This window comes from Candidatus Merdisoma sp. JLR.KK011, assembly GCF_036941125.1.
Taxonomy (GTDB): Bacteria; Bacillota; Clostridia; order Lachnospirales; family Lachnospiraceae; genus Laedolimicola.
In genome coordinates this window covers 1,757,516-1,780,735 of the sequence record NZ_JAYWSZ010000003.1, presented here as the reverse complement: position 1 = coordinate 1,780,735, position 23,220 = coordinate 1,757,516, and the positions used below count along the sequence as shown (strand labels likewise).

The window sequence follows — 23,220 nt, the reverse complement described above, 5'->3', positions numbered from 1 at the left end:
AGATCATGGCAAACCAACCGGTTATTATAAAAAGTAATAAATACGGCTTGATTGTGATTTTGGATTCGAAGCTTTCTTTTGAGGATTTAAAGAAGGAAGTGACAGATAAGTTCCAGTCCTCCGCCAAGTTTTTCGGAGAAGCCCAGATGGCAGTCTGCTTCCAGGGACGGGAGCTTACCCTGGAGGAGGAGATGGAACTGGCGGATACCATATCGAAGAGCTGTCAGATTCAGGTTGTCAGCATTGTGGACGAGGACAAAGAGCTGGAGGAAAAGATGCAGAGAGCCGTGGAGCGGAAGGAAGAGGAGCCCGGCGATCTGATGAACCTTCAGGACGGGCGTTTCTATAAGGGAACCCTGCGGTCCGGCCAGGTACTGGAGTCCGAGACAAGCGTGATCATCCTGGGGGATGTGAATCCAGGGGCCCGGGTCATATCAAAGGGCAATGTGATTGTACTTGGCTGCTTAAAGGGCAATGTATTCGTGGGAGCCGCCGGCAATGAAGCCGCCTTCGTGGCGGCGCTGACCATGGATCCCATGCAGATCCGCATCGGGGACGTGATTGCCCGCTGTTCGGACAACGTTTCGGTGAAGAAAAAGAAAAAGGCGGCAGATACGCCCAAGATTGCCTATGTGGAAGATGGCAATATTTATATCGAGCCTATCACCAAAGAGGTTTTAAATGAGATAGATTTGTAACTGGTACTAGAATGAAAGAGTTGGAGGAAGAAATTGTATGAGTGAGGTAATTGTAATTACATCCGGAAAAGGCGGTGTGGGAAAAACCACTTCCACAGCGAATATAGGTACGGGGCTTGCAAAGCTCGGCAAGAATGTGGTGATGATTGATACGGATATCGGCCTTCGGAATCTGGATGTAGTCATGGGGCTGGAGAACCGGATTGTGTACAATCTGGTAGATGTGGTGGAGGGAAACTGCCGTATTAAGCAGGCGCTCATTAAGGACAAGCGTTATCCCAACCTGGCCCTTCTTCCTTCCGCTCAGACCAGGGACAAGACAGCCGTGAATCCGGAGCAGATGGTAAAGCTCATTGAGGAGCTGCGCAGTGAATTTGATTACATACTTCTGGACTGCCCGGCGGGAATCGAGCAGGGCTTTAAGAATGCCATAGCTGCCGCAGACCGGGCCATCATTGTAACTACGCCTGAGGTATCCGCAATCCGTGATGCAGACCGCATCATCGGCCTCCTGGAAGCCAATGAGATTCACAAGATTGATCTGATTGTAAACAGGCTTCGGATGGATATGGTAAAACGGGGCGATATGATGTCCATAGAGGATGTGATTGATATTCTGGCCATTGATTTGATCGGCGCTGTTCCCGACGACGAGAGCATTGTAATCGCCACCAACCAGGGAGAGCCGCTGGCCGGTGATTCTTCCATGGCAGGAACGGCTTACATGAATATCTGTAAGCGTGTTCTGGGTGAAGAAGTTCCCCTAATGAATCTGGAGGTCAATAATGGGTTCTTTGCCAAAGTTGCAAAGCTGTTTAAATAATCAAAGGGGGAAAGAAGAATGGCTTTAATGGATTTTTTCCGTAAAAAAAGCTCTGGTGATGTGGCAAAGGACCGTCTGAAGCTGCTTTTGATTTCAGATCGGGCCAATTGTTCCCCGGAGATTATGGAGCTTATTAAAAATGACATTATCAAGGTGATTTCCAAATACATGGAGATTGACTGCGACGGGCTGGACATTCAGATTACCCAGACAGAATCGGAGGGAGAGAACGGACGGGTGCCCGCTCTGTGTGCCAACATTCCCATTAAGGATATGAAGCATGGAATGGAACGCTAACTGAAGGAGTATTATGTTTAAACAGTATCAGCTAAGGGATTACAGATTCAGACTTTTGTTTTATGTATATGCAATCAGCATCATTGGAATTATGGTCATCGGAAGCGCCCTCAAATCCGTCCAGAGCTCTCAGATAAAGGGGCTTATTATCGGGACGGCCGCCATGGCTGCAGTTTCTCTTATGGATTACATCTGGGTTTTGAAGTTTTACTGGCTGATTTATGTGTTTAATCTTGTTCTGCTTGCATTGGTGAAGATTCCCTTTGCCGGGATTGAGCCCTTTGGCAAGGAAGTAAACGGAGCTACCAGGTGGCTCAACATCGGAGGGTTCCAGTTTCAGCCCTCAGAGCTTTCCAAGCTTCTGCTGATTCTCTTTTTTGCAAGGTTTTTTGAAAAATACAAGGAACAGCTGAATACCTGGAAGATACTGCCGTTGACGGCGGTGCTATTTGGGGTTCCGGCGCTGTTTATTGTGGAACAGCCGGATCTTTCCACCACCATTTCCATTACCGTGATCTTTTTGATTTTAATCTTTATCGCCGGTTTAAGCTATAAGCTGATTGGAGGAGCCCTTGCAGTGGCCGTCCCCTCTGCCATTGTTTTTATCAGTCTGATTCTTCAGCCGGATCAGAAGATTCTAAAGGATTATGCCTTCCGCCGGATTATGGCCTGGCTGGATCCGGCAAAGTATGCGGACGACGCCTACCAGCAGCTGAATTCCATTATGGCCATCGGTTCGGGACAGCTTGCGGGAAAGGGCCTGAATAACAATTCTGTGTCCTCTGTGAAGAACGGAAGCTTTATTGCAGAGCCCCAGACGGATTTTATCTTTGCGGTGACAGGGGAAGAGCTTGGTTTTATCGGTTGTGCAACTATTATTTTACTATTGGCGCTAATTGTGTTAGAATGTATTTGGATAGGAAAACGTTCCAGGGAATTTTCCGGAACCTTAATCTGCTGTGGGGTGGCAGGATACATTGGGTTCCAAAGCTTCGTCAATATCTGTGTGGCGACGGGAATTATGCCTAATACAGGAATTCCTTTACCCTTTGTCAGTTATGGCATGACCTCCCTGGTTACCTTATTCCTGGCTATAGGTTTTGTTTTGAATGTCGGCTTGCAGCCGAAAAAATATTAATTTGGGGGTGTTCGCATGAACATTGGATTGATTGCACATGATGCAAAAAAGAAATTGATGCAGAATTTCTGCATTGCGTACAGAGGGATTCTGTCAAAACACAATCTGTACGCCACCGGGACAACCGGGAGACTGATCGTGGAGGTAACGAATCTGAGCGTGCACAAGTACCTCGCAGGCCATCTTGGGGGAGAGCAGCAGCTTGCGGCGCAGATTGAGCACAATCAGATTGATCTCTTGATTTTTCTGAGAGATCCTTCGGAGCCGAAGAAGCATGAACCGGACGTGAACAATGTGATACGTCTCTGTGATACCTACAATATTCCTATGGCTACGAATCTGGCCACGGCGGAGCTGCTGATTAAGGCGCTGGATCGCGGAGATATGGAGTGGCGCGAGCTTTACGTATAGGAGAGAGCAGGATACAGAGGCTGCTGGCCGCAAAGTGGACAGTAACATACAGAGAAAGAGGTTGTCTTTTTCACAGTGATAGACTATAATATTACTATCACACATCAGAATATTGATAAAATAGAAACCCAAGGAGGACAAGGCTATGGTACAGTTAATCATTGGAAATAAAGGAGACGGAAAGACAAAGCATTTACTGGATAGAGTGAACAGCCAGATCAAGACGGCATCGGGGAACATCGTATATCTGGATAAGAGCACAAAGCATATGCATGAGCTGAACAATAAAGTGCGTCTTATCAATGTGACGGATTATCCTTTGAAGAACAGTGATGAATTCATCGGCTTTCTCTGCGGAATTATTTCCCAGGACTACGATCTGGAGCAGGTATATCTGGACAGCTTTTTGAAGATTGCGCATCTGGAGCATGGGGATCTGACGGACGCCCTGACACAGCTCAACCAGATCAGCGAGCAGTTCAAGGTGGATTTCTGCATCAGTATTTCCGTGGAAGAGAAGGAACTTCCGGATTTTGCAAAGGAGCAGGTTCTCATTTCCTGTTAAAGTACGGTACATAAGAGAGGGGCTGTCTGATTCACGGCAGCCCCGCATTTTCTATCTCACAGGAAAAACAGACAGGCTCTGCGGCTGCGCCTCCGTCTCAAAAGGGATGCCGGCTGCATGCTGCAAAACTGGAATAAGGAGTTGTATTCGTGGCAGGTTCCAGGAAAAAGAATAAGAAGGTTATCAAGTACCGGCGCCCTATGAATATCGGCGTTGTATTTTTTGGGTTTATAGCAGTTTATCTGATTGTGTGTGTTTATACGTTTTTTAATTCCACCCATATTTCCGGTTATGAAGTGATAGCGGGAAATCTGGCTGCGGATTATCATTATACAGGAATCGCTCTGCGCACAGAACAGGTTTTTCAGTCGGAAAAAGCCGGATACATCAGCTACTATGCCAGAGAAGATGAGAAGGTCTCTGTGAATTCCGCCGTGTATACGGTGGATGAAAGCGGCCGTATGGCGCAGGCCTTAAAGGACAGCGCCGGGGAGCTGAGCTTAAGTGAGGAAGATTACAATCAGATCCGCAGTGAGATAGCCGTTTATATGAGCAATGCCTCTGACATGAACTTTTCGGAGGTGTATGATTTTAAGACAGGGATAAACGCTACCATTCTGGATCTGATGAATCAGAATATGATTGCACAGCTTGACAGTGCGGAGGAAAGCGGCGGTATATTTGCCCGTTACAATGCAGGAACCTCCGGGGTTGTGGAGTATTATGTGGACGGCTTTGAGAATGCCTCCCTTGAGTCCCTAAGCAGCAGCTGGTTTGACCAGGAGGCTTATGAAAGGACGAATCTGCGGACCGAGGAGCTGGTGGGCCAGGGGGAACCGGTGTATAAGCTGATTACGGAAGAGACATGGAAGCTGGTGTTTCCCCTGGACGAGGAGATGGAGACGTATCTTTTAGACAAGATCCGGGAAAATCAGAAGACGGCAGAGGACGGCACGGTAATACAGAATACAACCTATATTAAAATCCGTATGGATAAGGATAAGGAAGAGCTGTGGCCGTCGGTGACGGTGGAGTACCGGGAGGGAAAGGCTTATGGGGTTCTGGATTTTGTGAATTCCATGATCCGCTACGCAAACGACCGTTTCCTTACATTTGAGGTTCTGATTGAGGAGACGAGAGGGCTTAAGATTCCCAAAACTGCAGTGACGGAAAAGGAGTTTTTTGTTATTGACAAGAATTATGTGACAACCTCCGGATCCAACAATAATATGGGAGTCATGAAGCAGACGGTGGGCGAGGACGGCAGCAGTCAGGCCGAGTTTGTGAATTGCACCATCTACTACCAGGATGAGGAGTACGCTTATGTGGATCCCAAGGAGGAGAATTTCAGCACCTCCGAGAAGCTGCTTCAAAGCGGCGACATGCTGATTCGGACTGATTCCGCAGAGTACTATCAGGTGGGACAGACGGCGAAGCTGAAGGGCGTTTACAATATCAATAAGGGCTACACGGTATTTAGGCAGATTCAGATTCTCTATGAGAATGAAGAGTACTGTATCGTAAAGGAGGGAACCAGCTACGGGCTGTCCGTTTACGATCATATTGTGCTGAATGCGGATACGGTGAATGAGGATGAGGTAATTTATGACTGACAATCTAGTAGTTAAAAATCTGGCAGAGGTAGAAAAAAGAATCCGCGGGGCCTGTGAGCGTTCCGGGCGGAAGAGAGAAGAGGTGACGCTCATTGCGGTGAGCAAGACAAAGCCCGTTTCCATGATCGAGGAGCTTCTCCCGGGAGGAACCTTAGACTTTGGAGAGAATAAGGTCCAGGAGCTCTGCAGCAAATATGAACAGCTTCCTAAGAATATCCGCTGGCATCTTATCGGGCACCTGCAGCGGAATAAGGTCCGGTATGTGGTGGACAAGGCGTGCATGATTCATTCCGTGGACTCCCTGCGGCTGGCTCAGGCCATCAGCGAGGAGGGGGTCAAAAGGCAGCTTACTGTGCCGGTGCTGATTGAGGTCAATGTGGCGGGGGAGGAGAGTAAGTTTGGCGTCCGGCCAAAGGAAACGGAAGAGCTTATCCGGAAAATCGCAGAGCTTCCGGCAATTTCCGTCCGCGGATTGATGACAATTGCACCATTTGTAGAGGATCCGGAGGAAAATCGTGCACATTTTGCCAATTTGAAGAAATTAAATGTTGACATAAAAAGGAAAAGCATTGATAATGTATCTATGAATGTCTTGTCCATGGGCATGACAGGAGACTATGAGGTTGCGATTGAGGAAGGCGCTACCATGGTCCGCGTTGGAACGGGGATTTTTGGGGAACGCAATTATAGTTAGATTGGAGAAGGTAAAATGAGTGTAATCGATAAATTCCTGGACGTCATGAAGCTGGGCGGTGATGACGACTACGATGATTATGACGACTATGATGATTTCGATGATGACTACGAGGACGAAAAGCCGGAAAGAAAAAATCCTTTTCGACGCAGAAAGGAAGAGGACTACGACGATTATGAGGCGGAAGAGCCTTCCAGGGAACGCAGCAAGGTGACCCCGATTCGTCAGACTTCGAGAAAGCAGGGGAAGGGTAGTATGGAAGTATGTGTGATTAAGCCCACAAGTTTTGATGATTCCAGAGAGATTGGCGAGACGCTTCTCAGCAACCGCACAGTTGTATTGAATTTTGAAGGCCTGGATGTGGATGTGGCACAGAGGATCATTGATTTTACATCTGGTTCCTGCTTTGCCATCGGCGGCAATCTGCAGAAGGTTTCCGGGAGTATCTTCCTGGCAACGCCAAGGAACGTGGATATTTCCGGCGATCTGCAGGATATTATCAGCGGCTCTATTGAGATACCTTCCGTGTACGGTAAGTTTTAGCCTATGACAAGGGAAGAACAGCAGCTTGAAAAGCGGTTTCTGGATTTGGCGGAGACGGCTTATCAGCGTGGAATTGTAACGTATTCGGATTTTCTGAATCTGAATGAACAGCATATTTTTCACAGTATCCGACCCAGGCTTTCCTACATACAGGCAGAGAGCTTTGGCGGATACGAAGCAGCGGAGCGTCAGATGGCAGCTTTTGTGCCTGATGCTCCCATGTTTTGTCCAAAATATCCCATTGCCTGCATCAAAATAGAGCCGCTTCAGAAGAAGTTTGCGGAGAAGCTGGCTCATCGGGACTACCTTGGAGCGCTTCTGAATCTGGGAATTGAGCGGTCTAAGACAGGAGATATTCTTGTGGAGGAGGAGCGGGCTTTTTTGTTTTGCCAGGAAAAGCTGGCGGATTTTGTCTGTGAAAATTTAACCCGGATACGCCATACTATGGTGACGGCCCAAGGGGTGGAGAAAGAGGATTTTTCCTATGAGCCTAAGCTGCGCGAGATTACCGGGACTATGGCTTCTGTCCGATTGGACAGCCTGTTATCCCTGGCTTTTGGCGCTTCCAGAAGCAGTCTCACCGGGCAGATCGAGGGCGGCAAGGTCTTTGTCAACGGAAGACTGGTGACTTCCAACGGCTGCCAGCCTAAGGAGGGAGATCTGATATCGGTCCGGGGAATGGGCCGTTTTCGTCTGGAAGCCATTGGCGGACAGTCGAAAAAGGGAAGAAGCTATGTGACGGTTTTAAAATATATTTAGGACTTCCTGTGAAGGCAGGTATCTTATGTGTTATTGTTTACAGAGTGAACAGTAACTCTTATGCAAAGCAGGAAAGGCCGGAGGAACAGGATGGAAGAGAAAAAGAGAGTTGTTTTGCCGGTGAAGATGGACGGAAGGTTCAGCTACTCCATTGTTCTGGAGGACAGCTTTGAGCAGCTTGCCCGAGAGCTTGCGCCTCTTGAGACAGAGGAGCGCAGGATCTGTATTGTGACGGACAGTCAGGTTGGTCCTTTGTACGGAGAGCTGGTAAGGCAGGAGCTTTCCAGGGTTTGTAAAAAAGTGACGGTTTATACCATAGAGTCCGGGGAAGCCCATAAGACGCTGGATACGGTGAAGGGGCTTTACGAGCATCTGATTCTGGAGCATTTTGACCGGAAGGATATCCTGGCGGCCCTGGGAGGCGGTGTTGTGGGAGATCTGACGGGGTTTGCGGCAGCCACGTATCTTCGGGGAGTCCGTTTTATCCAGATCCCGACGACCCTTTTGTCCCAGGTGGACAGCAGTATCGGGGGAAAGACGGGGGTGGACTTTGACAGCTGGAAAAATATGGTAGGGGCTTTTCATATGCCCGGCCTGGTGTATATGAATCTGTCTGTCCTTAAGACGCTTCCCAAGCGGCAGTTTGCTTCCGGCATGGCAGAGATTTTGAAGCATGGCCTGATACGGAATGCGGCATACTATGACTGGCTCCTTGAGAATCAGACAGCTATCCAAGGCCTGGAGTATGAGGCGCTGCTTCCTATGATAGCAGAGAGCTGCCGGATCAAGCGGGCTGTGGTGGAGGCAGATCCTACGGAACAAGGCGAACGTGCGCTTCTGAACTTTGGCCATACCATTGGCCATGCAGTGGAAAAGCTAAAGGATTTCCGGCTGCTGCATGGGGAGTGCGTGGCGGTGGGGATGGCAGCGGCAGGCTTCATCTCCTGGAAGAGGGGCTTATTAGATACGGCTGATTTGGAGAAGCTTACCGGGGGGCTCCGGGCGTTTTCCCTGCCGGAGACTGCGAAGGGGCTTGAGGCCGGGAAGGTGGTTGAGACGACCCGTTCGGATAAGAAGATGGAGGCAGGCAGCATTAAGTTTGTCCTTCTGCGCCGCATGGGAGAAGCCTTTGTGGATCGGACAGTAAGGGAGGAAGAGCTTCTTGAGGCTGTTTCCTGGATTTTAGAGGATCGATGAGATGAGAAAAAATATGAAATATAACCTGGCAGGCTTTGGGGCTGTGATTCTGCTCACGCTGTTGGATCAGTGGAGCAAGGCTCTCGCAGTCCTGCATTTGAAGGGACAGGAGCCCCTTGTATTGTGGGAGGGTGTGTTTGAACTGAATTATCTGGAGAACCGGGGGGCGGCCTTTGGCATTTTCCAGGGGCAGAAAGCGGCTTTTTTGGTGTGCACGGTTCTTATACTTGGTCTGGTGGCCTTTTATTATTTCCGGCTTCCGGAAGGGCGGCGCTTTTTCCCCATACGTTTTGTGGGAATTCTGCTGGCTTCCGGAGCTGTCGGGAATATGATTGACCGGATAGAGAACTCTTACGTGGTGGATTTCTTCTATTTTAAATTGATTGATTTTCCGGTGTTTAATGTGGCGGACTGCTACGTGACGGTGGGAGCGGCTCTTCTGGCGGTTTTGATTCTCTTTTACTATAAAGAGGACGAGCTGGAATTTTTCACGATGAGAAGGAAAGGGAAAGCGGCGGAGGATGGAAAGAAAGAAGAGCTTTGAGGTGGAGGGGAAGGCAGGGCTTCGGATTGACCGTTATCTGGCGGAGGAGCTGCCGGAGCTTTCGCGCTCTTATCTACAGAAGGTGATTAAGGAAGGCGGGGTCTGCCTTGGGGGAAGGCCCCTAAAGGCAAATTATAAAGTGAATCCAGGGGATGTGATTGAGCTTGCGCTTCCTCCTGCCGTGGAGACGGAGGTTGAGCCGGAGGATCTGCCCCTGGATATTTTATATGAGGATTCGGATCTGATTTTTGTGAATAAGCCGAAGGGGATGGTGGTGCATCCTTCGGCCGGGCATGCTTCCGGGACTCTGGTGAACGGGCTTTTGTATCACTGCCGGGGGGAGCTTTCGGGGATCAACGGGGTGATGCGGCCGGGAATTGTGCACCGGATAGACAAGGATACTACGGGGGTGCTGGTTGTGTGTAAGAATGACAGGGCACATAACGGGGTGGCGGAGCAGCTGAAGGTGCATTCGATCACCAGGCGGTATCGGGCGATTGTCTGTGGGGATCTGAAAAATGATACTGGGACTGTGGATGCGGCCATCGGGAGGCATCCGGTGGATCGGAAGCGGATGGCTGTGACGGCGAAAGGCGGAAAGAGGGCAGTTACGCATTACCGGGTGCTGGAGAGATTTGGAACGTATACGTATATTGAGTGTGAACTGGAGACGGGGAGAACTCATCAGATTCGGGTGCATATGGGGAGTATCGGGCATCCGATTCTGGGGGATGAGGTTTATGGGAGGGGGAAGCTGCCTTCCTGGATGCAGGGGATTCGAGGGATGCAGGGGCAGGTGCTGCATGCTATGGTGCTGGGGGTGACGCATCCTTCTACGGGGGAGTATTTGGAGGTGAGGGCGCCGCTGCCGGGGTATTTTTTGGAATTATTGAAAAAGATGTGAGGGGGACGGGATTTTTGCAGAATAAGCCGCCAGACGTTTCCGTATCCCGTGTCCGCGCGGTTCTCGTACACGCTGTCTGCTCTGGATGGACATTACCTTTTGTGTTTTTTGGATGCTGAGGTTTTTGGAGGTAATGTTCATCCATATCAGACAGCGTGTGCGCGAACAGGCGGACACTGGGATATCGGAAACGTCTGGCGGCTTATTCTGCAAAAATCCCTGTGGGTTGGGGGTGGCAGGGATGAGGGATATTGGTTTTGTGGCAAGGGGCTGTTTTATTTGGTGTTGGTTTGCTGGTGGGTAGAGGTGTGGGGGGCTTTTTTGGGGGTTCGCAGTCTGGGGTGGATGGTTTTGTCTGGCAGGAGGTAGAGGAGCCAGAGGGTTAGGGCCAGGGCAGTGATTAGGAGGCCGGGTTTTAGGCCGGGGGTGGTGTAGTGGAGCCGGATGGTGTGGGTGCCGGCTTCCAGGGGGAGGGAGAGGTACATGGTGTTGGACTGGAGGAGAGGGGCCGGGGTTTCGTCTACCTGGGCGGTCCAGCCTTTGGAGTGGGGGATGGACAGGCAGAGGACGCTGGGGCCGGACAGGGTGATGGCGCCGGTTATCTGGTTGTCGGTGAAGGTTACATTTTCCAGGTGTTCCTGGCTGAGGGCGGCTATCTGCTGGGTGAGGGAGTCCAGGGGGAGGCTGTGGATGGAGATGCCCTGGAAGGTGTAGGCGCCCCGGTAGGGGAAGGTGATGGTGATGGTGTGCTGGCTTTCCTGGGTGCAGCCCATGTTCAGGAGGAAGTCGGAGCGGTCGTAGGAGCTTTCGGTCAGCTGGTTGTAGTAGCAGAAGGTGGTTTCCAGCGCTTCGGAGGTGCAGGTGATTGGGAAACGGGATATGTTGGGGGTGTTTCGGTGGTCTTTCTTTTTCTGGCGCAGCTCGCGGGCAGTGAGGGAAGCCAGTTCTTCCTCAAAGTACGGAGCGGCGGCGTCCAGGGTGTAGAGATCCAGCTGGCTGAGGCTGTGAGCTTCCATTCCTTCCAGGAGGAGGTAGGTTTCGCAGCCGGGGACGCTCTCGAAGCTTATGGTCAGCTGGGCTCCTTCTTTCATGCAGTAGTAGGTGCCGTTTTCTTCGCAGATGTCGGAGCCGCAGGTGATGGATGCCGGGAGGGGCTGATCCTGGAAGGTGAGTGCCGGGGCTTTTGCGCCGTCTGGCAGGGTTTCGCAGACTACGCCCTGGAGAAGGGCCTGCTGACGCTCAAGGTAGGTGAGGGCGTTGTAGGTTTCCCGGGGAATGAGATTGCTGCAGGTGTAGCCAAAGGGCAGGTAGTCGCTTGTTTCGGAGACATAGTAGAGATCCCCCTGGTAGTCGTACACATTCAGGCCGTCGAAGGGATAAGGGAGGTATTTGTTGGGGTCATACTGGATGTACCAGCGGACACCGGCCAGGGCGTGGAGCTGTGCCCGGTTGTCCAGGCTGTCGTATTTGAAGGAACGCTCTTCGAAGGGAAGGGCCAGTTCGTTGAAAAAACGGGTAACGGCTCCGTTGGAAAGGCTCCAGTAGTAATGGATGCTGTTTGCTTTCTGAATGAGGGTATCGTTCCGCAGGGGGACGATGTCCTGGGCATAGCGGCAGAACTCGGAAGGATCCTTGAGGAAAAGGCTGACCATGCCGGAGGCGGAGTGCTCCAGGACAGCGAAGCCTTCTCCTCTGTCTACAAAACGGCTCAGATGGCTTTCTACGTTGTTCCGATAGTAGAAAAGGGAATTGGCGCAGATGTTTATGGATATCAGCAGGAACAGGCAGAGCTTAGCGCCCCTGGGATGTTTCTTCACATAGGGGGAGAGAGCCGTCAGGAAAAAGAGGGTTAAAAGCAGCAGGAACAGAGCGAAAAAGGCCTGGACGGATCCGATATTGGGCAGCAGGAATAAAAGGGCTCCATATACGAGAAGCAAAAAAGCCAGACAAAAGGCTTCTTTTTTGCTTAAGGAAAAGAGCTCGGGCCACAGATAAGCGGTGATAAAGGCAATGAGAAAGGAATAGCCGAAGCACCAGCGGTTGGCCGGATAGGAAAAGCCGTTCAGGAAGGAACCGGCAGCCGGGAGCAGGAGCGTAGCAGTCAGAATCAGAAAACCGGCTTTCAAAGCCTTCAGCCGCTTCCTTTTTAGGAATAGAAGGAATACGCAGAGGAGGGCCGGCGCTGCGAAGCAGAGATTCGTCCAGCTGGAAGAGTAGGACAGGGAGAGGAACTGATCCAGGATGTGCTCATAGTAGTCCGGCCTGTAAAGGGGGGAATAGGTAAGGCTTGTGTCGGAACGGGAGTCCGAGAGAAACTGCAGCAGCATGGGCAGCAGAAGAACAGCCGAAAGAGCGGTTCCTGTGAGAGAAAAGAACAGAGTCCGCCCCAGGCTGCTTCCAAGGTCTTTTTTCCAGTTTTCATGCTCCATGGTACAAAAACGAAGGATAAAGTATATCACAGTCAGTATGGCCAGCATGTAAAAGAAGTAGAAATTGCTCAGGGAAGCGAGAGCTGTCACGGCAATGAGCAGATTCCCTTTTTCTTTGTGAAGTACGCGCTCTACGCCGATAAGAAGCAGGGGGAGATAGATCATGGGATTGATAAAATATGGATGGACGGGGGCAAGGGCAATCCCGTAGCCGCAGAAGGTATAAATGAGGCTCCCGGCAAAGGCAGCCATGCCTTCACGCTTCATCCGGAAACAATAGCAGGAAAATGCAGCCCCGGCAAGATACAGGCGCAGAAGAACCAGGAAGGCGTATAAGCCTTCCAGAAAGCGCACCGGTGTCAGCAGGGACAAAAGATTCAGGGGATCTCCGATTACATAATAGTGAAGGGTCGTTAAAATATCGGAGCCGTAACCGATAGAGAAGTCCCACAGGGGGATGGAAAGCCGGTGCTCCGTAAGCAGCGTGCGCACAATGGACACTGCCCAGTTGCGGAAGTAAACCAGAGAAGTGAAGTGCTGGGTCAGGCCGTCCGGCTTCCAGATAAAGGATTTTCCGCTTAGGATAAATGGTGAAAATACAGCGGCAGACAGGAGAAGAAACGCCAGGGTATAGCAGAGAAAATAAAAACGCCGTCCGGCGGTATGTAATCGGAAGGTAAAAGGTTTCATAGCTGTGCCTCACAAATATTTTTTTTATTATTATATAGGATAAAAAAGGAAAAGTCTATGAACTTTTTGCTTGCCATTTTCGAAAACTTGTGATACAATGATCTTCGTTGCAGAGAAGAAAACACGCAGGCCGGCGTGTCGGAATGGCAGACGAGGCAGACTCAAAATCTGTTGTGGGCAACCACGTATGGGTTCAAGTCCCATCGCCGGCAGTATTAAAAAAGTTCGTAATGTCAGCAGATTAAGACATTTCAGAACTTTTTTTATTTTTGTATATTTTATCCACTTTTAGCATATGCTTCAAATATAATAAATAAGTGTGCAGATAAGGAGGACAAACTACAATGGCAGGAAGACCTGGCAGAAAGCCAAAGATGACATTAGAAGAGCAGATTGAACAAGTTTCGAATGACATAGAAGCATACAAGGAATCTGTTAAAACCTTAGAGGATAAGAAAAAAGAACTGCTAAAACAGAAACGTGAAGAAGATTTGTCTGCATTATATGAGCTTATGCAGGATATGAATTTATCGGTTGATAATGTCAAAGGTATTTTAAATGATATAAAAAATCAACAGGGTAAAGAGGAAAGTGATAGTTTGGAAGCTTTAAGGGTGGTGTGATTTAAAATGGCCTCTATATTGCCTTTATTTGGGCATATAGGGGTTTTTGTTTCTTTTATAGATATACATAGTAACTATAGATAGTTGCACGCTTTCTTGGCGGATGGTACAATATAATAAAAATAACCAAAGGAGAAATATAAAATGCCGGAAATAAGTAGATTTTATGGAATAGATTAAAATGTTTTTCAAACCGAAGGAACATGAACCGAGTCATTTGCATGCTCTATATGGTGAACATATAGGAATTTTTGATTTACGGACAATGGAAATGACAGAAGGCGATCTTCCAAAAAAGCGCAAGAGCTTGTAAAAGAGTGGATGAGAAACAATCAGAAAGAGCTGCTTGAAATGTGGGATAGTCAAAATTTAAGGAAATTACCGCCTTTATAAGAAATGGAGGGTTTATATGATTCCTAGAATTAAAAGTGTAAAACCATTAGAAAATTATATATTACATGTTATTTTTGATGATGGACGGGATTGTTTATATGACGTTGGAGAAGATATAGAAAATATAAAAGAATATGAAGATTTAAAAAGTGTTTACGGCCTTTTTGAAAATGTACAGCTTGATGAAAGCCGGACTTGTGTTTTCTGGAATGATTTTATTGATCTTCCGAGTGACATTATATATGAATACGGAAAGGAAGAAGCAGAATTACATGAGTGATTTATTATCATATAAGAATTACAATGGTACAGTAGAATACTCCAAAGAAGACAGCTGCCTTTTTGGAAAAGTGATGGGAATAAAGTCTTTGTTATCTTATGAAGGAAATTCTGTACAGGAATTAGAACGAGGCTTTCAGAATGTGATTGATGAATACCTGACAGATTGCAAAGAGCGAAATGTGGAACCTGAACAGCCTTATAAGGGTTCATTTAATGTTAGGATTAGTCCGGAGCTTCATCGAAATATTGCCGTGTATGCTATGGAACATGGAAAGAGTTTGAATGCTGCTGTTGAGGAAGCAATCGGAAATATGGTTGGATAAAAAATAGAATCAAGGAAGCTTTCACCGATTTTTTTGCATAAATTATCCAGGACAGGCATATACTGTCAGTAGTATATCCGCGATATTACGGAACTCAAAACAGTAATATCCTTCACAATGCACAAATCGATTTCCAGACACATGTTTTCTGTGGCTGGAAATTGATTTCAGACCAGTGTATTGTGGAGGATATTACGGAACTAGAAATAGGAGGACAAACATATGGCAAGGCCAAGAACAAGAGCAAGAAAAACCTACGACGAACTACTGGCAGAAAACGAGGAGAAGCTTAGAAAGCATACAGAAGCCGTTTCCCTGCTTCAAAAGGAAAGGGAAGAGCTGTTAAAAGCAAAGCGTGACGAAGAGATGCAGGAGCTTTATACTTACATGCAGGAGAACGAGCTTTCCGCACAGGATGTTCTTGTAAGCTTAAGAGAACAGAACAGCGATCTGGAAGAGCGGGAGGCTTCGTAAAAAGCCCGTCCGCTGCAAAAGCATATGGGGCGCCCCCGGCAGGCGCTAAAAGGCCTCCCGGAACTCGCTGGGCGTCATATCCATCAGCTTTTTAAAGGCCCGGCTGTAGGTCAGCGTATTTTTAAAGCCCACTTCCGTGGCAATGGCATGGATAGACAGCTTAGAATAGGTAAGATACTCTTTGGATTTGTTAACCCTGTATTCAGTCAGATACTGATACAGGGTTTTTCCTGTATGTTCCTTAAAAATCTTGCAGAAATAAAACTTGGAAAAATTCACCTTCTGGCAGATGCTGTCCACGGACAGGTCATCCTTGTAATGTTCGTCGATGTATTTCAGAGCTGTATTCACGATGGTCTGCTGGACGGGTGTGAGGAGCCTGGCCTCGTCAATCTCATGGGTGACGATCAGAAGCTCATGGATAATCTGATGGAGCAGGTAGCAGGCCTCCATCTGAATAAACAGATCCTTCGTATAATGATAGGAACACAGAGAAGTAAAATGTACGGAAATATTGTGAAGAGGGGTAACCGGAATCACGCCCTTCTTTCCGCGTATCATATTGTAATACAGCTTGGCATGGGTTCCGGAGAAAATAATATAAAAATACCGCCAGTTAGGCGTAGCCTTTGAAAACCGCAGCCGTGTATTGCAGTTGGAAATGATGATATGCTCCTTATGGACGTACTGGACATCCTTATATTTGGTATACTGGGCGATACCATCCAGAATATAAAAAATGATAAATTCCGAATAGTTTGCATTGCATTTTAACTCCCGTTCGTTGGAATATCCGCACTGGAGAACTTGAAAAGGCAGGTTCACGGACTTGTCGGACAGAAGATTTGACTTATGGATATATTTTGGGGGATATTCTTTTTGTGGTAATTTCATACGAAATAAAGTCCTTTCCTGGGAACAATTGTTTGAAATGACAAATAATTCACATGTTTTCCATCACTATAGCACAAAAATGCCAGAAAAGCAAGAAATGATACCGAAAAAACAATATTTGATATTGAATATTCCATATTTTTGAGGTTATCTAGTAGCATAAAGACCAAGCAAGGAAGGAGAAGACAAGGTGAACGAGCAAAATTACATTCTCGAGCTGAAGGATGTGGTCAAAACCTTCGGCGGCGTCACCGCCCTGGCAGGTGTGCAGTTTCAACTGAAAAAGGGTGAAATACACGCGTTGATGGGTGAGAACGGCGCAGGAAAATCCACCTTCATCAAAGTTATCACAGGCGTTCATAAGCCGGACAGCGGAATCATGCTGCTGGAGGGAGAGCGGATCAGCCCCCGGAACACCATGGATTCGGCAAAACTGGGAATTGCGGCGATCTATCAGCACGTAACGGCATTCCCGGATCTGTCTGTGACTGAAAATATTTTTATGGGGCAGGAGATTAAGAACAAGCTGGGCATGTACGACTGGCGTCAGATGAACCAGAGAGCCAAGGAACTGATTGAGCCTCTGAGCAAGGAGATTGACGTGACAAAGCCTATGGGTTCTTTAAGCGTTGCGGCACAGCAGCTTGTGGAGATTGCCAAGGCTCTTTCCAGAGACGCAAGAATTCTTATCATGGATGAGCCCACGGCTTCCCTGACTGCCAACGAGTGCGAGGAGCTTTATGCCATTGCAGAGCGGCTCCGGGACGAGGGCGTTTCCATTATTCTGATTTCCCACAGGTTTGAGGATATGTACCGCCTGGCAACCCGGGTAACCGTATTCCGTGATGCGCAGTACATAGGCTGCTGGGATGTGGATAAGATTTCCAACCAGAAGCTCATCGGTGCCATGGTAGGCCGCGAGCTGGATCAGATGTATCCGGAAAAGACGGCCAAGATTGGGGAAACCATACTGAAAGTGGAAGATATCTCCAAGGAAGGGTATTTTAAGAATATTTCCTTTGAAGTAAAGAGGGGCGAGATCCTGGCGCTTACGGGGCTGGTAGGAGCAGGGCGTACCGAGGTCTGCCAGACTATTTTCGGTATTATGAACCCTGACAGCGGAAGAATTCTTCTGGAGGGACAGGAGATTCATGTAAAGACGCCGGTGGAGGCTTTCCGCTACGGCATCGGCCTGCTTCCGGAGAACCGGCAGACACAGGGGCTTGTCAACGAGCTTCCCATTTATCAGAACGTGTCTTCTGCGGATATGACGCAGTTTGCAAAGGCAAATATGCTGGACGAAAATGCAGAGATTCAAAAAGCCATCGAGCTTTGCCAGAAGATTTCTCTCAAGGCCAAGGATATCAGCGCACCGCCTTCCTCATTGTCAGGCGGAAACCAGCAGAAGGTAGTATTTGCCAAGCTGCTCAATTGTTCCCTTAAGGTTCTGATTCTCGACGAGCCTACCAAGGGTATCGACGTAGGCGCAAAGTATTCGATTTATGAGATTATGAACGAGCTGGCGGCAAACGGCTATGCGATCATTATGGTTTCCTCCGAGATGCCGGAGGTTCTTGGTATGGCCGATCGGATCGTAGTTATGAAATCCGGCCATGTGACCGGCGAGTTTGACAACAAAGAAGTATCCCAGGAAATGATTATGGCAGCTTCCTTGGGAGAGCAGAGGAAGGAGGCCAGGGCATGAAAAAAGTATTCGGATACCGTAACATCGGTCTTATTTTCGGTCTGATAGGGCTTCTGGCGCTGGCAGGAATCATTACGCCCTCGATGTTTTCTCTCAATACCATTATTTCCATGCTGAGAAATAATGCGGTTTACGTATTCCTGGCTATGGGTATGATGGTCGTTCTGGTGACAGGAGGAATTGATCTGTCGGTTGGTTCTATTCTGGCTTTGTCCGGCGTGGTCTGCACCTCGCTGATGAGCAGCCATATGGAGATTCCCAACATCGTGTGGGTGATTTTAAGCCTTGTAATCGGAATTGTCTGCGGAGCCTTTAACGGTTTTGTAGTCGGCTATCTGAAGGTGGTTCCCATGATTGCGACACTGGGCACCATGTATATCTACAGAGGCTTTGCATTCCTCTTAAGCGGCGGCAACTGGTGGTTCCCCCATCAGATTTCCGAGGGCTACCAGGCATGGGCAGGCAGACAGATTCTTGGAATCCCAAGCATTCTCTGGATTGCGGCTATTGTATTCCTGACAGCGTACTGGTATCTCAGCTACCGTACCACCGGCAGGCGCATCTATGCGATCGGAACGAATGTAGAGTCTGCCAAGGTTGCCGGTATCAAGGAAGCGAGAATCCGTTTTCTGGCATTTGTAATCTGCGGCGCGCTGGCCGGCATCTCCGGTATGCTTTACACGGCCAACTATGCAATGTGTACCTACACCATCGGCGACGGCTATGAGCTGCAGGCCATCGCAATCTGCATCCTGGGAGGCGTCAGCATCACAGGAGGCCGCGGAACCGTGGACGGCGTATTCATCGGATGGCTGATGATGAGCGTGATTACGCAGTTTATCAGTCTGCTTCCGGGCTTGTCCGTATGGCAGAAGGCTCTGCAGGGCGCTATTATTATTGCGGCCGTATTCTTAAATATTGCGATGACACGCTCTTCTGAGAAGCGTTTCCTCAAAGAAAGGGGGGCACTGCTCTAATGGCTGAGAATAAAGCTGCGGTCAGAGATCTGACTGTCAAAGAGGGTTTTCAATTAAGCAAGTTTCTAGTAAAATGGGAAATGATCCTGGTTTACATATTGATTCTTATTAATCTGATTCTGGCGGCTGCCAGACCGGGATTGTATTTTAATATCGGCACCATTCAGTCTATTATTCAGTCCGGACTGGACCTGTCGCCTATGGTAATGGGTATGGTGTTTGTGCTGATGCTTGGAGACATTGACGTATCCATTGCTTCTAATATGGTACTCTCCGGTATGACAACGGGACTTCTGTATCAGAACGGAGCTCCGGCTGTTGTGGCTGTGCTGGCAGGCATTTTGACAGGGGCAGTCTGCGGAGCCTTTAACGGTATCCTGGTTGGATATGTGAAGATGCCCGCGGTTATTGTAACCATTTCCACCTCCATGCTGTTCCGCGGAATTGTAGAGATTATCCTGGATGTGAATTCGCTGAAGAATTTCCCGCCCTTCTACAATGCCATCGGCTGGAGAAACTGGTGGATCTTCCCCATTTGTATGGTGTTGTATATCATCATTACCGTGATTTTCTACTTTGTCCTTCATCGGTCTACCTTTGGACGGAAGCTGTATATCGTGGGAAATAATCCTGTGACGGCGGAATATTCCGGTATCCGGGTAGAGCGCGTAAAGCTCATTGTGTTTATCCTGATGGGCGTGATGGCGGGAATCGGTTCCATTTTCTTTGTAGGACGTATGGGCGGCGGACTTTCCTCCTCCATGGGTACAGGATATGAGATGGACACCATCGCTATCTGCGTATTGGGCGGCGTGTCTACCAACGGCGGTAAGGGTAAGGTATACGGTCCCTTTATCTCCACCTTTATTATGGCCTTCCTGCTGTACACTCTGGGACTGATTGGCGTGGATGCCAACACCCGGAAGATTGTAACAGGTATTGTGCTTTTGATTGCGGTTCTGATTCCCAGTGTGAACCGGCAGCTGATTGCAGACGTGAAGCTCAAGGTTCTCTATAAGAACAACAAGAACATTGAGGCTCTCAACATAAAGACGGCCGCTGAGGTAAAAGAGCTTAAGGCAGAGATTGCAAGGCTGAAAAAGACGGGCGATCCCGATGGAAAGATCCGTAAGGCGGAGGAGAGAATAGCATCCCTCCAGAATACCTGTAAGGAAAAAACCGCCCAGATGAAGGCGGAGCTGGAAGAGAATGCCCGGAAGAATAAAGAGCGTTTTTCTTAGGGAGAAAGCTTAGTATCTGTGAGGAGGGTATCTCACGGGCCAATTAGGAGAGCAGACCTTATTCTGCTGACATATGGTATATCCGGGGTTTAGAGCGCCCCGTATATATAAAAAGAGCTATAAAGCAAAAATAAAAGGAGGATATTTCATTATGATGAAAAAGATCTTAGCTCTGATGCTCAGTGTGAGCATGATTGCAGGACTTGCAGCCTGCGGTTCCAAAGAAACAGAAGCTCCGGCAGCTGAAGCTCCGGCAGCAGAGGCTCCTGCCGAGACAGGCGGAGACGACGCAGAGGCAGAGGCTCCTGCAGCACCGTCTGCAGAAGGCGGAAAGCATGTATTCATGTTCAAGTCCACCGGCAACAAGTTCGGCGATCTGATGTATGAAGGCTACAAAGAGTACATGGAAGCAAAGGGCTACGTAACCGAGTATGACAGCCCGGCTGAGACAACCGTAGCTGCTCAGGTTCAGATGCTTGACGAGCTGATTACCCAGGGTGTTGCTTCTATCGTTATTTCCACCAACGGAGATACCGGATATGATGAGATTTTCCAGAAGGCAAAGGATGCCGGAATCCCCATCGTTTCCATCGACTCTGAGGCAAGCGTTGATTACCGTCTGGCACACATCAACCAGGCAGAGGTACAGGATATCGGATCTTACCTGGTACAGGCAGCCGTTCTGATTACCCTCGGCGTAGATTATCCGGAAGATAAGACCATGGAAGAGGTTGTAGCAGAGCAGCTTGGAAGCTACTCAGGCGATGAGATCGTTCTTGGCGTTCTTTCCGCTGGTATCGACACTCCGGTTCAGAACAGCTGGATCGCAGCAATGGAGACAGAGCTGGCAAAGGATATGTACAAGGGCAAGGTCAGCCCGGAGCTTGACAAGAAATACGGAAATGACGACCCGGTTGAGTCCACAACCCAGGCAAATGCTTTCGTAGCAGAGAACAAGGTTGATTGTATCATTTCCCCGACTACTGTTGGTATCGCAGCAGCAGGACAGGTTCTTAAGGGCGCTAACAGCGAGATTAAGCTGACAGGTCTTGGACTTCCTTCTGAGATGCAGTCCTTCATGCCCAACGCAGCAGAGGATGATGCATTTGCATCCGTGTGTCCTTACATGATGCTGTGGGATGTTATCCATCTTGGCGCTGTAGCAGGTGCTGCAATTGACGCTGCTCTGACCAACGGATGGGCAGGAACTGACGGCGAGACCTTCACCATGGCTGCTTTCCGTGACTATGCTGAGGAAGATTACACTGTTTATACACAGGGTGACGGAACTTTCGTTCTGGCCGGTACACCGTACATCTTCTACAAGGGCAACATGTCCGAGTGGATCAGCAAGCTGTAAGATTTTAAATGTTATAAGCACTGGGGGACTGCACCTGCAGTCCCCCAGTTTTAAAGAAGGAGAAGAGGGATGGGAAACACCTATTATCTGGCAGTAGATATCGGGGCCTCCAGCGGACGCCATATTCTGGGACATCTTGAGGACGGGAAAATGGTTTTGGAGGAGATCTACCGTTTTGACAATGGCATGAAGCCGAAAAACGGGCATTTGTGCTGGGACGCAGAGGGTCTGTTTGGAGAAATCAAAGCCGGGATGAAGCGCTGTAAGGAGCTCGGTAAGATTCCGGCAAGTATGGGTGTGGATACCTGGGCGGTAGACTATGTTCTTCTTGACAAGAACGGGGAGCGTCTGGGGGATGCGGTGGGCTATCGGGATAAACGGACAGAAGGCATGGATCATAAGGTCTATGAGATCATTTCTCCGGAAGAGCTGTATGGGAGAACGGGAATCCAGAAGCAGATTTTCAATACCATTTATCAATTGATGGCCGTAAAGGAACAGCAGCCGGAGCTGATGGAAAAAGCGGAGCGGCTTTTGATGCTTCCGGATTATTTTCACTATCTGCTGACAGGCGTGGCAAAGACGGAATATACCAACGCCACTTCCGGTCAGCTTGTAAGTCCTGCGACAAAGGATTGGGACTATGAATTGATTGAACGTTTGGGGTATAAAAAGGAAATCTTCGGGCCTATCAGCCTTCCGGGCACAGTGGTAGGACCCTTAAAAAAAGAGGTGGCTGATGAGGTTGGCTTTTCCTGCATGGTGATGCAGCCGGCCACCCATGATACGGCTTCTGCGGTTCTGGCCGTTCCTTCCACAGAGGAGGATGTGATCTACATAAGCTCCGGCACCTGGTCTTTGATGGGAACGGAGTTAAAGGAAGCAGATTGCAGAGAGGAAAGCCGCAGGGCAAACTTTACCAATGAGGGCGGCGTGGACTACCGGTTCCGTTTCTTGAAGAATATTATGGGATTGTGGATGATCCAGTCTGTCCGCAAGGAGCTTCCGGTAAAATACAGCTATGCCGAGCTTTGCAGGATGGCCGAGGAGGTTTCGGCCTTCCCTACGGTGATTGACGTGAACGATCAGAGCTTTCTCTCCCCAGACAGCATGATTGAGGCCATCAAGGAGTACTGCAGGAAGCATGACCAGGCAGTGCCGGAGACACCGGGAGAGCTGGCGGCGGTAATCTACCAGAGCCTGGCCCGCAGCTACGGGGAGACGGTCTGGGAGATTGAGGAGCTTACCGGAAAGACTTATGACAAGATTCATGTAGTGGGAGGCGGCTCCAATGCGGATTATCTCAATGAGCTGACCGCCTGGTATACAAAGAAGGAAGTCCTGGCAGGGCCGGGAGAGGCCACGGCGCTTGGCAATCTGGCGGCCCAGATGATTGCAGCAGGGGAGCTTAAGGACATCTGGGATGCAAGGGTGTGCATCCGCAATTCCTTTGAGATACGCTCTTTTCGGGCCTAAAAGCAGTCATATCCTTCCCGGCGCCCAGGGAGAGATAAAAACGCAACTAGCAGAGCTGCCGCGCAGCGGCTATAATTAGTCCGGCTAAGAAATGTCAAGTATTTATTAGAAAAAATTTCTGCTGAACGGTAAAGCTGCAAAGGCGCACGAGAGGAACTTTTATGAGA

Annotated in this window: 25 protein-coding genes and 1 tRNA gene; 24 read left to right on the top strand and 2 right to left on the bottom strand. The window is 48.9% G+C overall.

Annotated elements, in window-relative coordinates:
• The first annotated feature begins 5 nt into the window (after positions 1–5).
• The 13 genes from minC (at position 6) to VV089_RS09615 (ending at position 10,186) form a co-directional block, all read left to right on the top strand.
• Entirely contained in the window at positions 6–698 is a 693-nt protein-coding gene (gene minC, locus VV089_RS09675; RefSeq protein ID WP_172543144.1) for a septum site-determining protein MinC, read from the top strand.
• A gap of 37 nt (positions 699–735) precedes the next feature.
• Positions 736–1,521, top strand: coding sequence for a septum site-determining protein MinD (gene minD, locus VV089_RS09670; protein WP_172543145.1), 786 nt, complete (start codon positions 736–738; stop codon positions 1,519–1,521).
• 18 nt (positions 1,522–1,539) lie between these two features.
• Complete coding sequence (minE, locus tag VV089_RS09665) at positions 1,540–1,818, top strand: cell division topological specificity factor MinE (protein WP_172543146.1); 279 nt, start codon at positions 1,540–1,542, stop codon at positions 1,816–1,818.
• 13 nt (positions 1,819–1,831) lie between these two features.
• A complete protein-coding gene (locus tag VV089_RS09660; RefSeq protein WP_172543147.1) occupies positions 1,832–2,956 on the top strand; it encodes an FtsW/RodA/SpoVE family cell cycle protein in 1,125 nt (374 codons plus the stop codon).
• Positions 2,957–2,971: 15 nt separating this feature from the next.
• A complete protein-coding gene (gene mgsA / locus VV089_RS09655) occupies positions 2,972–3,367 on the top strand; it encodes a methylglyoxal synthase (protein ID WP_172543148.1) in 396 nt (131 codons plus the stop codon).
• A 145-nt stretch (positions 3,368–3,512) separates the two neighbouring features.
• Positions 3,513–3,932, top strand: a complete 420-nt coding sequence (locus tag VV089_RS09650; protein ID WP_172543149.1) for a twitching motility protein PilT — start codon at positions 3,513–3,515, stop codon at positions 3,930–3,932.
• A 149-nt stretch (positions 3,933–4,081) separates the two neighbouring features.
• On the top strand, positions 4,082–5,545 hold the full coding sequence (locus VV089_RS09645; RefSeq protein WP_334335725.1) for an HlyD family efflux transporter periplasmic adaptor subunit: 1,464 nt from the start codon (positions 4,082–4,084) through the stop codon (positions 5,543–5,545).
• Positions 5,538–6,239, top strand: coding sequence for a YggS family pyridoxal phosphate-dependent enzyme (locus tag VV089_RS09640; protein ID WP_334335724.1), 702 nt, complete (start codon positions 5,538–5,540; stop codon positions 6,237–6,239). Before VV089_RS09645 ends, VV089_RS09640 begins: the two co-directional genes overlap by 8 nt.
• A 15-nt stretch (positions 6,240–6,254) precedes the next feature.
• Positions 6,255–6,782 (top strand): cell division protein SepF, encoded by a 528-nt coding sequence (locus VV089_RS09635; RefSeq protein WP_172543152.1) that lies wholly within the window; start codon positions 6,255–6,257, stop codon positions 6,780–6,782.
• 3 nt (positions 6,783–6,785) lie between these two features.
• Positions 6,786–7,541: a YlmH family RNA-binding protein gene (locus VV089_RS09630; RefSeq protein WP_334335723.1), complete on the top strand. Its 756-nt coding sequence runs from the start codon at positions 6,786–6,788 to the stop codon at positions 7,539–7,541.
• A gap of 90 nt (positions 7,542–7,631) precedes the next feature.
• On the top strand, positions 7,632–8,738 hold the full coding sequence (gene aroB / locus VV089_RS09625; protein ID WP_172543154.1) for a 3-dehydroquinate synthase: 1,107 nt from the start codon (positions 7,632–7,634) through the stop codon (positions 8,736–8,738).
• Between the two features lies 1 nt (position 8,739).
• A complete protein-coding gene (lspA, locus tag VV089_RS09620) occupies positions 8,740–9,282 on the top strand; it encodes a signal peptidase II (protein WP_172543155.1) in 543 nt (180 codons plus the stop codon).
• Positions 9,260–10,186, top strand: coding sequence for an RluA family pseudouridine synthase (locus VV089_RS09615; protein ID WP_334335722.1), 927 nt, complete (start codon positions 9,260–9,262; stop codon positions 10,184–10,186). The genes lspA and VV089_RS09615 overlap by 23 nt, the downstream gene beginning before the upstream one ends.
• 275 nt (positions 10,187–10,461) lie before the next feature.
• Here the strand turns inward: VV089_RS09615 and VV089_RS09610 are convergent, their stop codons facing one another.
• Positions 10,462–13,305 (bottom strand): YfhO family protein, encoded by a 2,844-nt coding sequence (locus tag VV089_RS09610; protein WP_334335721.1) that lies wholly within the window; start codon positions 13,303–13,305, stop codon positions 10,462–10,464.
• Between the two features lie 129 nt (positions 13,306–13,434).
• Here VV089_RS09610 and VV089_RS09605 point away from each other — a divergent pair.
• From VV089_RS09605 to VV089_RS09580, 6 genes are all read left to right on the top strand, one after another.
• Positions 13,435–13,517: transfer RNA gene (locus VV089_RS09605), tRNA-Leu, on the top strand.
• Between the two features lie 132 nt (positions 13,518–13,649).
• The gene (locus tag VV089_RS09600; protein ID WP_172543158.1) at positions 13,650–13,928 is read left to right on the top strand and encodes a hypothetical protein; all 279 of its coding nucleotides are present in this window, start codon (positions 13,650–13,652) and stop codon (positions 13,926–13,928) included.
• Positions 13,929–14,109: 181 nt separating this feature from the next.
• The gene (locus tag VV089_RS09595) at positions 14,110–14,241 is read left to right on the top strand and encodes a DUF4160 domain-containing protein (protein ID WP_334335720.1); all 132 of its coding nucleotides are present in this window, start codon (positions 14,110–14,112) and stop codon (positions 14,239–14,241) included.
• A 96-nt stretch (positions 14,242–14,337) separates the two neighbouring features.
• Positions 14,338–14,601 (top strand): DUF2442 domain-containing protein, encoded by a 264-nt coding sequence (locus VV089_RS09590; RefSeq protein WP_172543159.1) that lies wholly within the window; start codon positions 14,338–14,340, stop codon positions 14,599–14,601.
• Entirely contained in the window at positions 14,594–14,926 is a 333-nt protein-coding gene (locus VV089_RS09585; protein ID WP_172543160.1) for a type II toxin-antitoxin system HicB family antitoxin, read from the top strand. The genes VV089_RS09590 and VV089_RS09585 overlap by 8 nt, the downstream gene beginning before the upstream one ends.
• Before the next feature lie 222 nt (positions 14,927–15,148).
• Complete coding sequence (locus VV089_RS09580; RefSeq protein WP_172543161.1) at positions 15,149–15,400, top strand: hypothetical protein; 252 nt, start codon at positions 15,149–15,151, stop codon at positions 15,398–15,400.
• Between the two features lie 45 nt (positions 15,401–15,445).
• Here the strand turns inward: VV089_RS09580 and VV089_RS09575 are convergent, their stop codons facing one another.
• Positions 15,446–16,294, bottom strand: coding sequence for a helix-turn-helix domain-containing protein (locus VV089_RS09575; protein ID WP_172543162.1), 849 nt, complete (start codon positions 16,292–16,294; stop codon positions 15,446–15,448).
• A gap of 190 nt (positions 16,295–16,484) precedes the next feature.
• Here VV089_RS09575 and VV089_RS09570 point away from each other — a divergent pair, with 190 nt between their 5' ends.
• The 5 genes from VV089_RS09570 (at position 16,485) to rhaB (ending at position 23,053) form a co-directional block, all read left to right on the top strand.
• Positions 16,485–17,999, top strand: a complete 1,515-nt coding sequence (locus VV089_RS09570) for a sugar ABC transporter ATP-binding protein (protein ID WP_334335719.1) — start codon at positions 16,485–16,487, stop codon at positions 17,997–17,999.
• Positions 17,996–18,976, top strand: coding sequence for an ABC transporter permease (locus VV089_RS09565; RefSeq protein ID WP_172543164.1), 981 nt, complete (start codon positions 17,996–17,998; stop codon positions 18,974–18,976). The genes VV089_RS09570 and VV089_RS09565 overlap by 4 nt, the downstream gene beginning before the upstream one ends.
• Positions 18,976–20,217 (top strand): ABC transporter permease subunit, encoded by a 1,242-nt coding sequence (locus tag VV089_RS09560; RefSeq protein ID WP_172543165.1) that lies wholly within the window; start codon positions 18,976–18,978, stop codon positions 20,215–20,217. The genes VV089_RS09565 and VV089_RS09560 overlap by 1 nt, the downstream gene beginning before the upstream one ends.
• 151 nt (positions 20,218–20,368) lie before the next feature.
• Positions 20,369–21,577, top strand: coding sequence for a substrate-binding domain-containing protein (locus tag VV089_RS09555; protein ID WP_172543166.1), 1,209 nt, complete (start codon positions 20,369–20,371; stop codon positions 21,575–21,577).
• A gap of 69 nt (positions 21,578–21,646) precedes the next feature.
• The gene (gene rhaB / locus VV089_RS09550; RefSeq protein ID WP_334335718.1) at positions 21,647–23,053 is read left to right on the top strand and encodes a rhamnulokinase; all 1,407 of its coding nucleotides are present in this window, start codon (positions 21,647–21,649) and stop codon (positions 23,051–23,053) included.
• Positions 23,054–23,220: the final 167 nt, after the last annotated feature.

What these genes read in the sequence shown, in the direction of transcription:
- minC (WP_172543144.1), top strand. Translation starts at nt 6, where the DNA reads ATGGCAAACCAACCGGTTATTATAAAAAGTAATAAATACGGCTTGATT.
- minD (WP_172543145.1), top strand. Translation starts at nt 736, where the DNA reads ATGAGTGAGGTAATTGTAATTACATCCGGAAAAGGCGGTGTGGGAAAA.
- minE (WP_172543146.1), top strand. Translation starts at nt 1,540, where the DNA reads ATGGCTTTAATGGATTTTTTCCGTAAAAAAAGCTCTGGTGATGTGGCA.
- VV089_RS09660 (WP_172543147.1), top strand. Translation starts at nt 1,832, where the DNA reads ATGTTTAAACAGTATCAGCTAAGGGATTACAGATTCAGACTTTTGTTT.
- mgsA (WP_172543148.1), top strand. Translation starts at nt 2,972, where the DNA reads ATGAACATTGGATTGATTGCACATGATGCAAAAAAGAAATTGATGCAG.
- VV089_RS09650 (WP_172543149.1), top strand. Translation starts at nt 3,513, where the DNA reads ATGGTACAGTTAATCATTGGAAATAAAGGAGACGGAAAGACAAAGCAT.
- VV089_RS09640 (WP_334335724.1), top strand. Translation starts at nt 5,538, where the DNA reads ATGACTGACAATCTAGTAGTTAAAAATCTGGCAGAGGTAGAAAAAAGA.
- VV089_RS09635 (WP_172543152.1), top strand. Translation starts at nt 6,255, where the DNA reads ATGAGTGTAATCGATAAATTCCTGGACGTCATGAAGCTGGGCGGTGAT.
- VV089_RS09630 (WP_334335723.1), top strand. Translation starts at nt 6,786, where the DNA reads ATGACAAGGGAAGAACAGCAGCTTGAAAAGCGGTTTCTGGATTTGGCG.
- aroB (WP_172543154.1), top strand. Translation starts at nt 7,632, where the DNA reads ATGGAAGAGAAAAAGAGAGTTGTTTTGCCGGTGAAGATGGACGGAAGG.
- lspA (WP_172543155.1), top strand. Translation starts at nt 8,740, where the DNA reads ATGAGAAAAAATATGAAATATAACCTGGCAGGCTTTGGGGCTGTGATT.
- VV089_RS09615 (WP_334335722.1), top strand. Translation starts at nt 9,260, where the DNA reads ATGGAAAGAAAGAAGAGCTTTGAGGTGGAGGGGAAGGCAGGGCTTCGG.
- VV089_RS09610 (WP_334335721.1), bottom strand. Translation starts at nt 13,305, where the DNA reads ATGAAACCTTTTACCTTCCGATTACATACCGCCGGACGGCGTTTTTAT.
- VV089_RS09600 (WP_172543158.1), top strand. Translation starts at nt 13,650, where the DNA reads ATGGCAGGAAGACCTGGCAGAAAGCCAAAGATGACATTAGAAGAGCAG.
- VV089_RS09595 (WP_334335720.1), top strand. Translation starts at nt 14,110, where the DNA reads ATGTTTTTCAAACCGAAGGAACATGAACCGAGTCATTTGCATGCTCTA.
- VV089_RS09590 (WP_172543159.1), top strand. Translation starts at nt 14,338, where the DNA reads ATGATTCCTAGAATTAAAAGTGTAAAACCATTAGAAAATTATATATTA.
- VV089_RS09585 (WP_172543160.1), top strand. Translation starts at nt 14,594, where the DNA reads ATGAGTGATTTATTATCATATAAGAATTACAATGGTACAGTAGAATAC.
- VV089_RS09580 (WP_172543161.1), top strand. Translation starts at nt 15,149, where the DNA reads ATGGCAAGGCCAAGAACAAGAGCAAGAAAAACCTACGACGAACTACTG.
- VV089_RS09575 (WP_172543162.1), bottom strand. Translation starts at nt 16,294, where the DNA reads ATGAAATTACCACAAAAAGAATATCCCCCAAAATATATCCATAAGTCA.
- VV089_RS09565 (WP_172543164.1), top strand. Translation starts at nt 17,996, where the DNA reads ATGAAAAAAGTATTCGGATACCGTAACATCGGTCTTATTTTCGGTCTG.
- VV089_RS09560 (WP_172543165.1), top strand. Translation starts at nt 18,976, where the DNA reads ATGGCTGAGAATAAAGCTGCGGTCAGAGATCTGACTGTCAAAGAGGGT.
- VV089_RS09555 (WP_172543166.1), top strand. Translation starts at nt 20,369, where the DNA reads ATGATGAAAAAGATCTTAGCTCTGATGCTCAGTGTGAGCATGATTGCA.
- rhaB (WP_334335718.1), top strand. Translation starts at nt 21,647, where the DNA reads ATGGGAAACACCTATTATCTGGCAGTAGATATCGGGGCCTCCAGCGGA.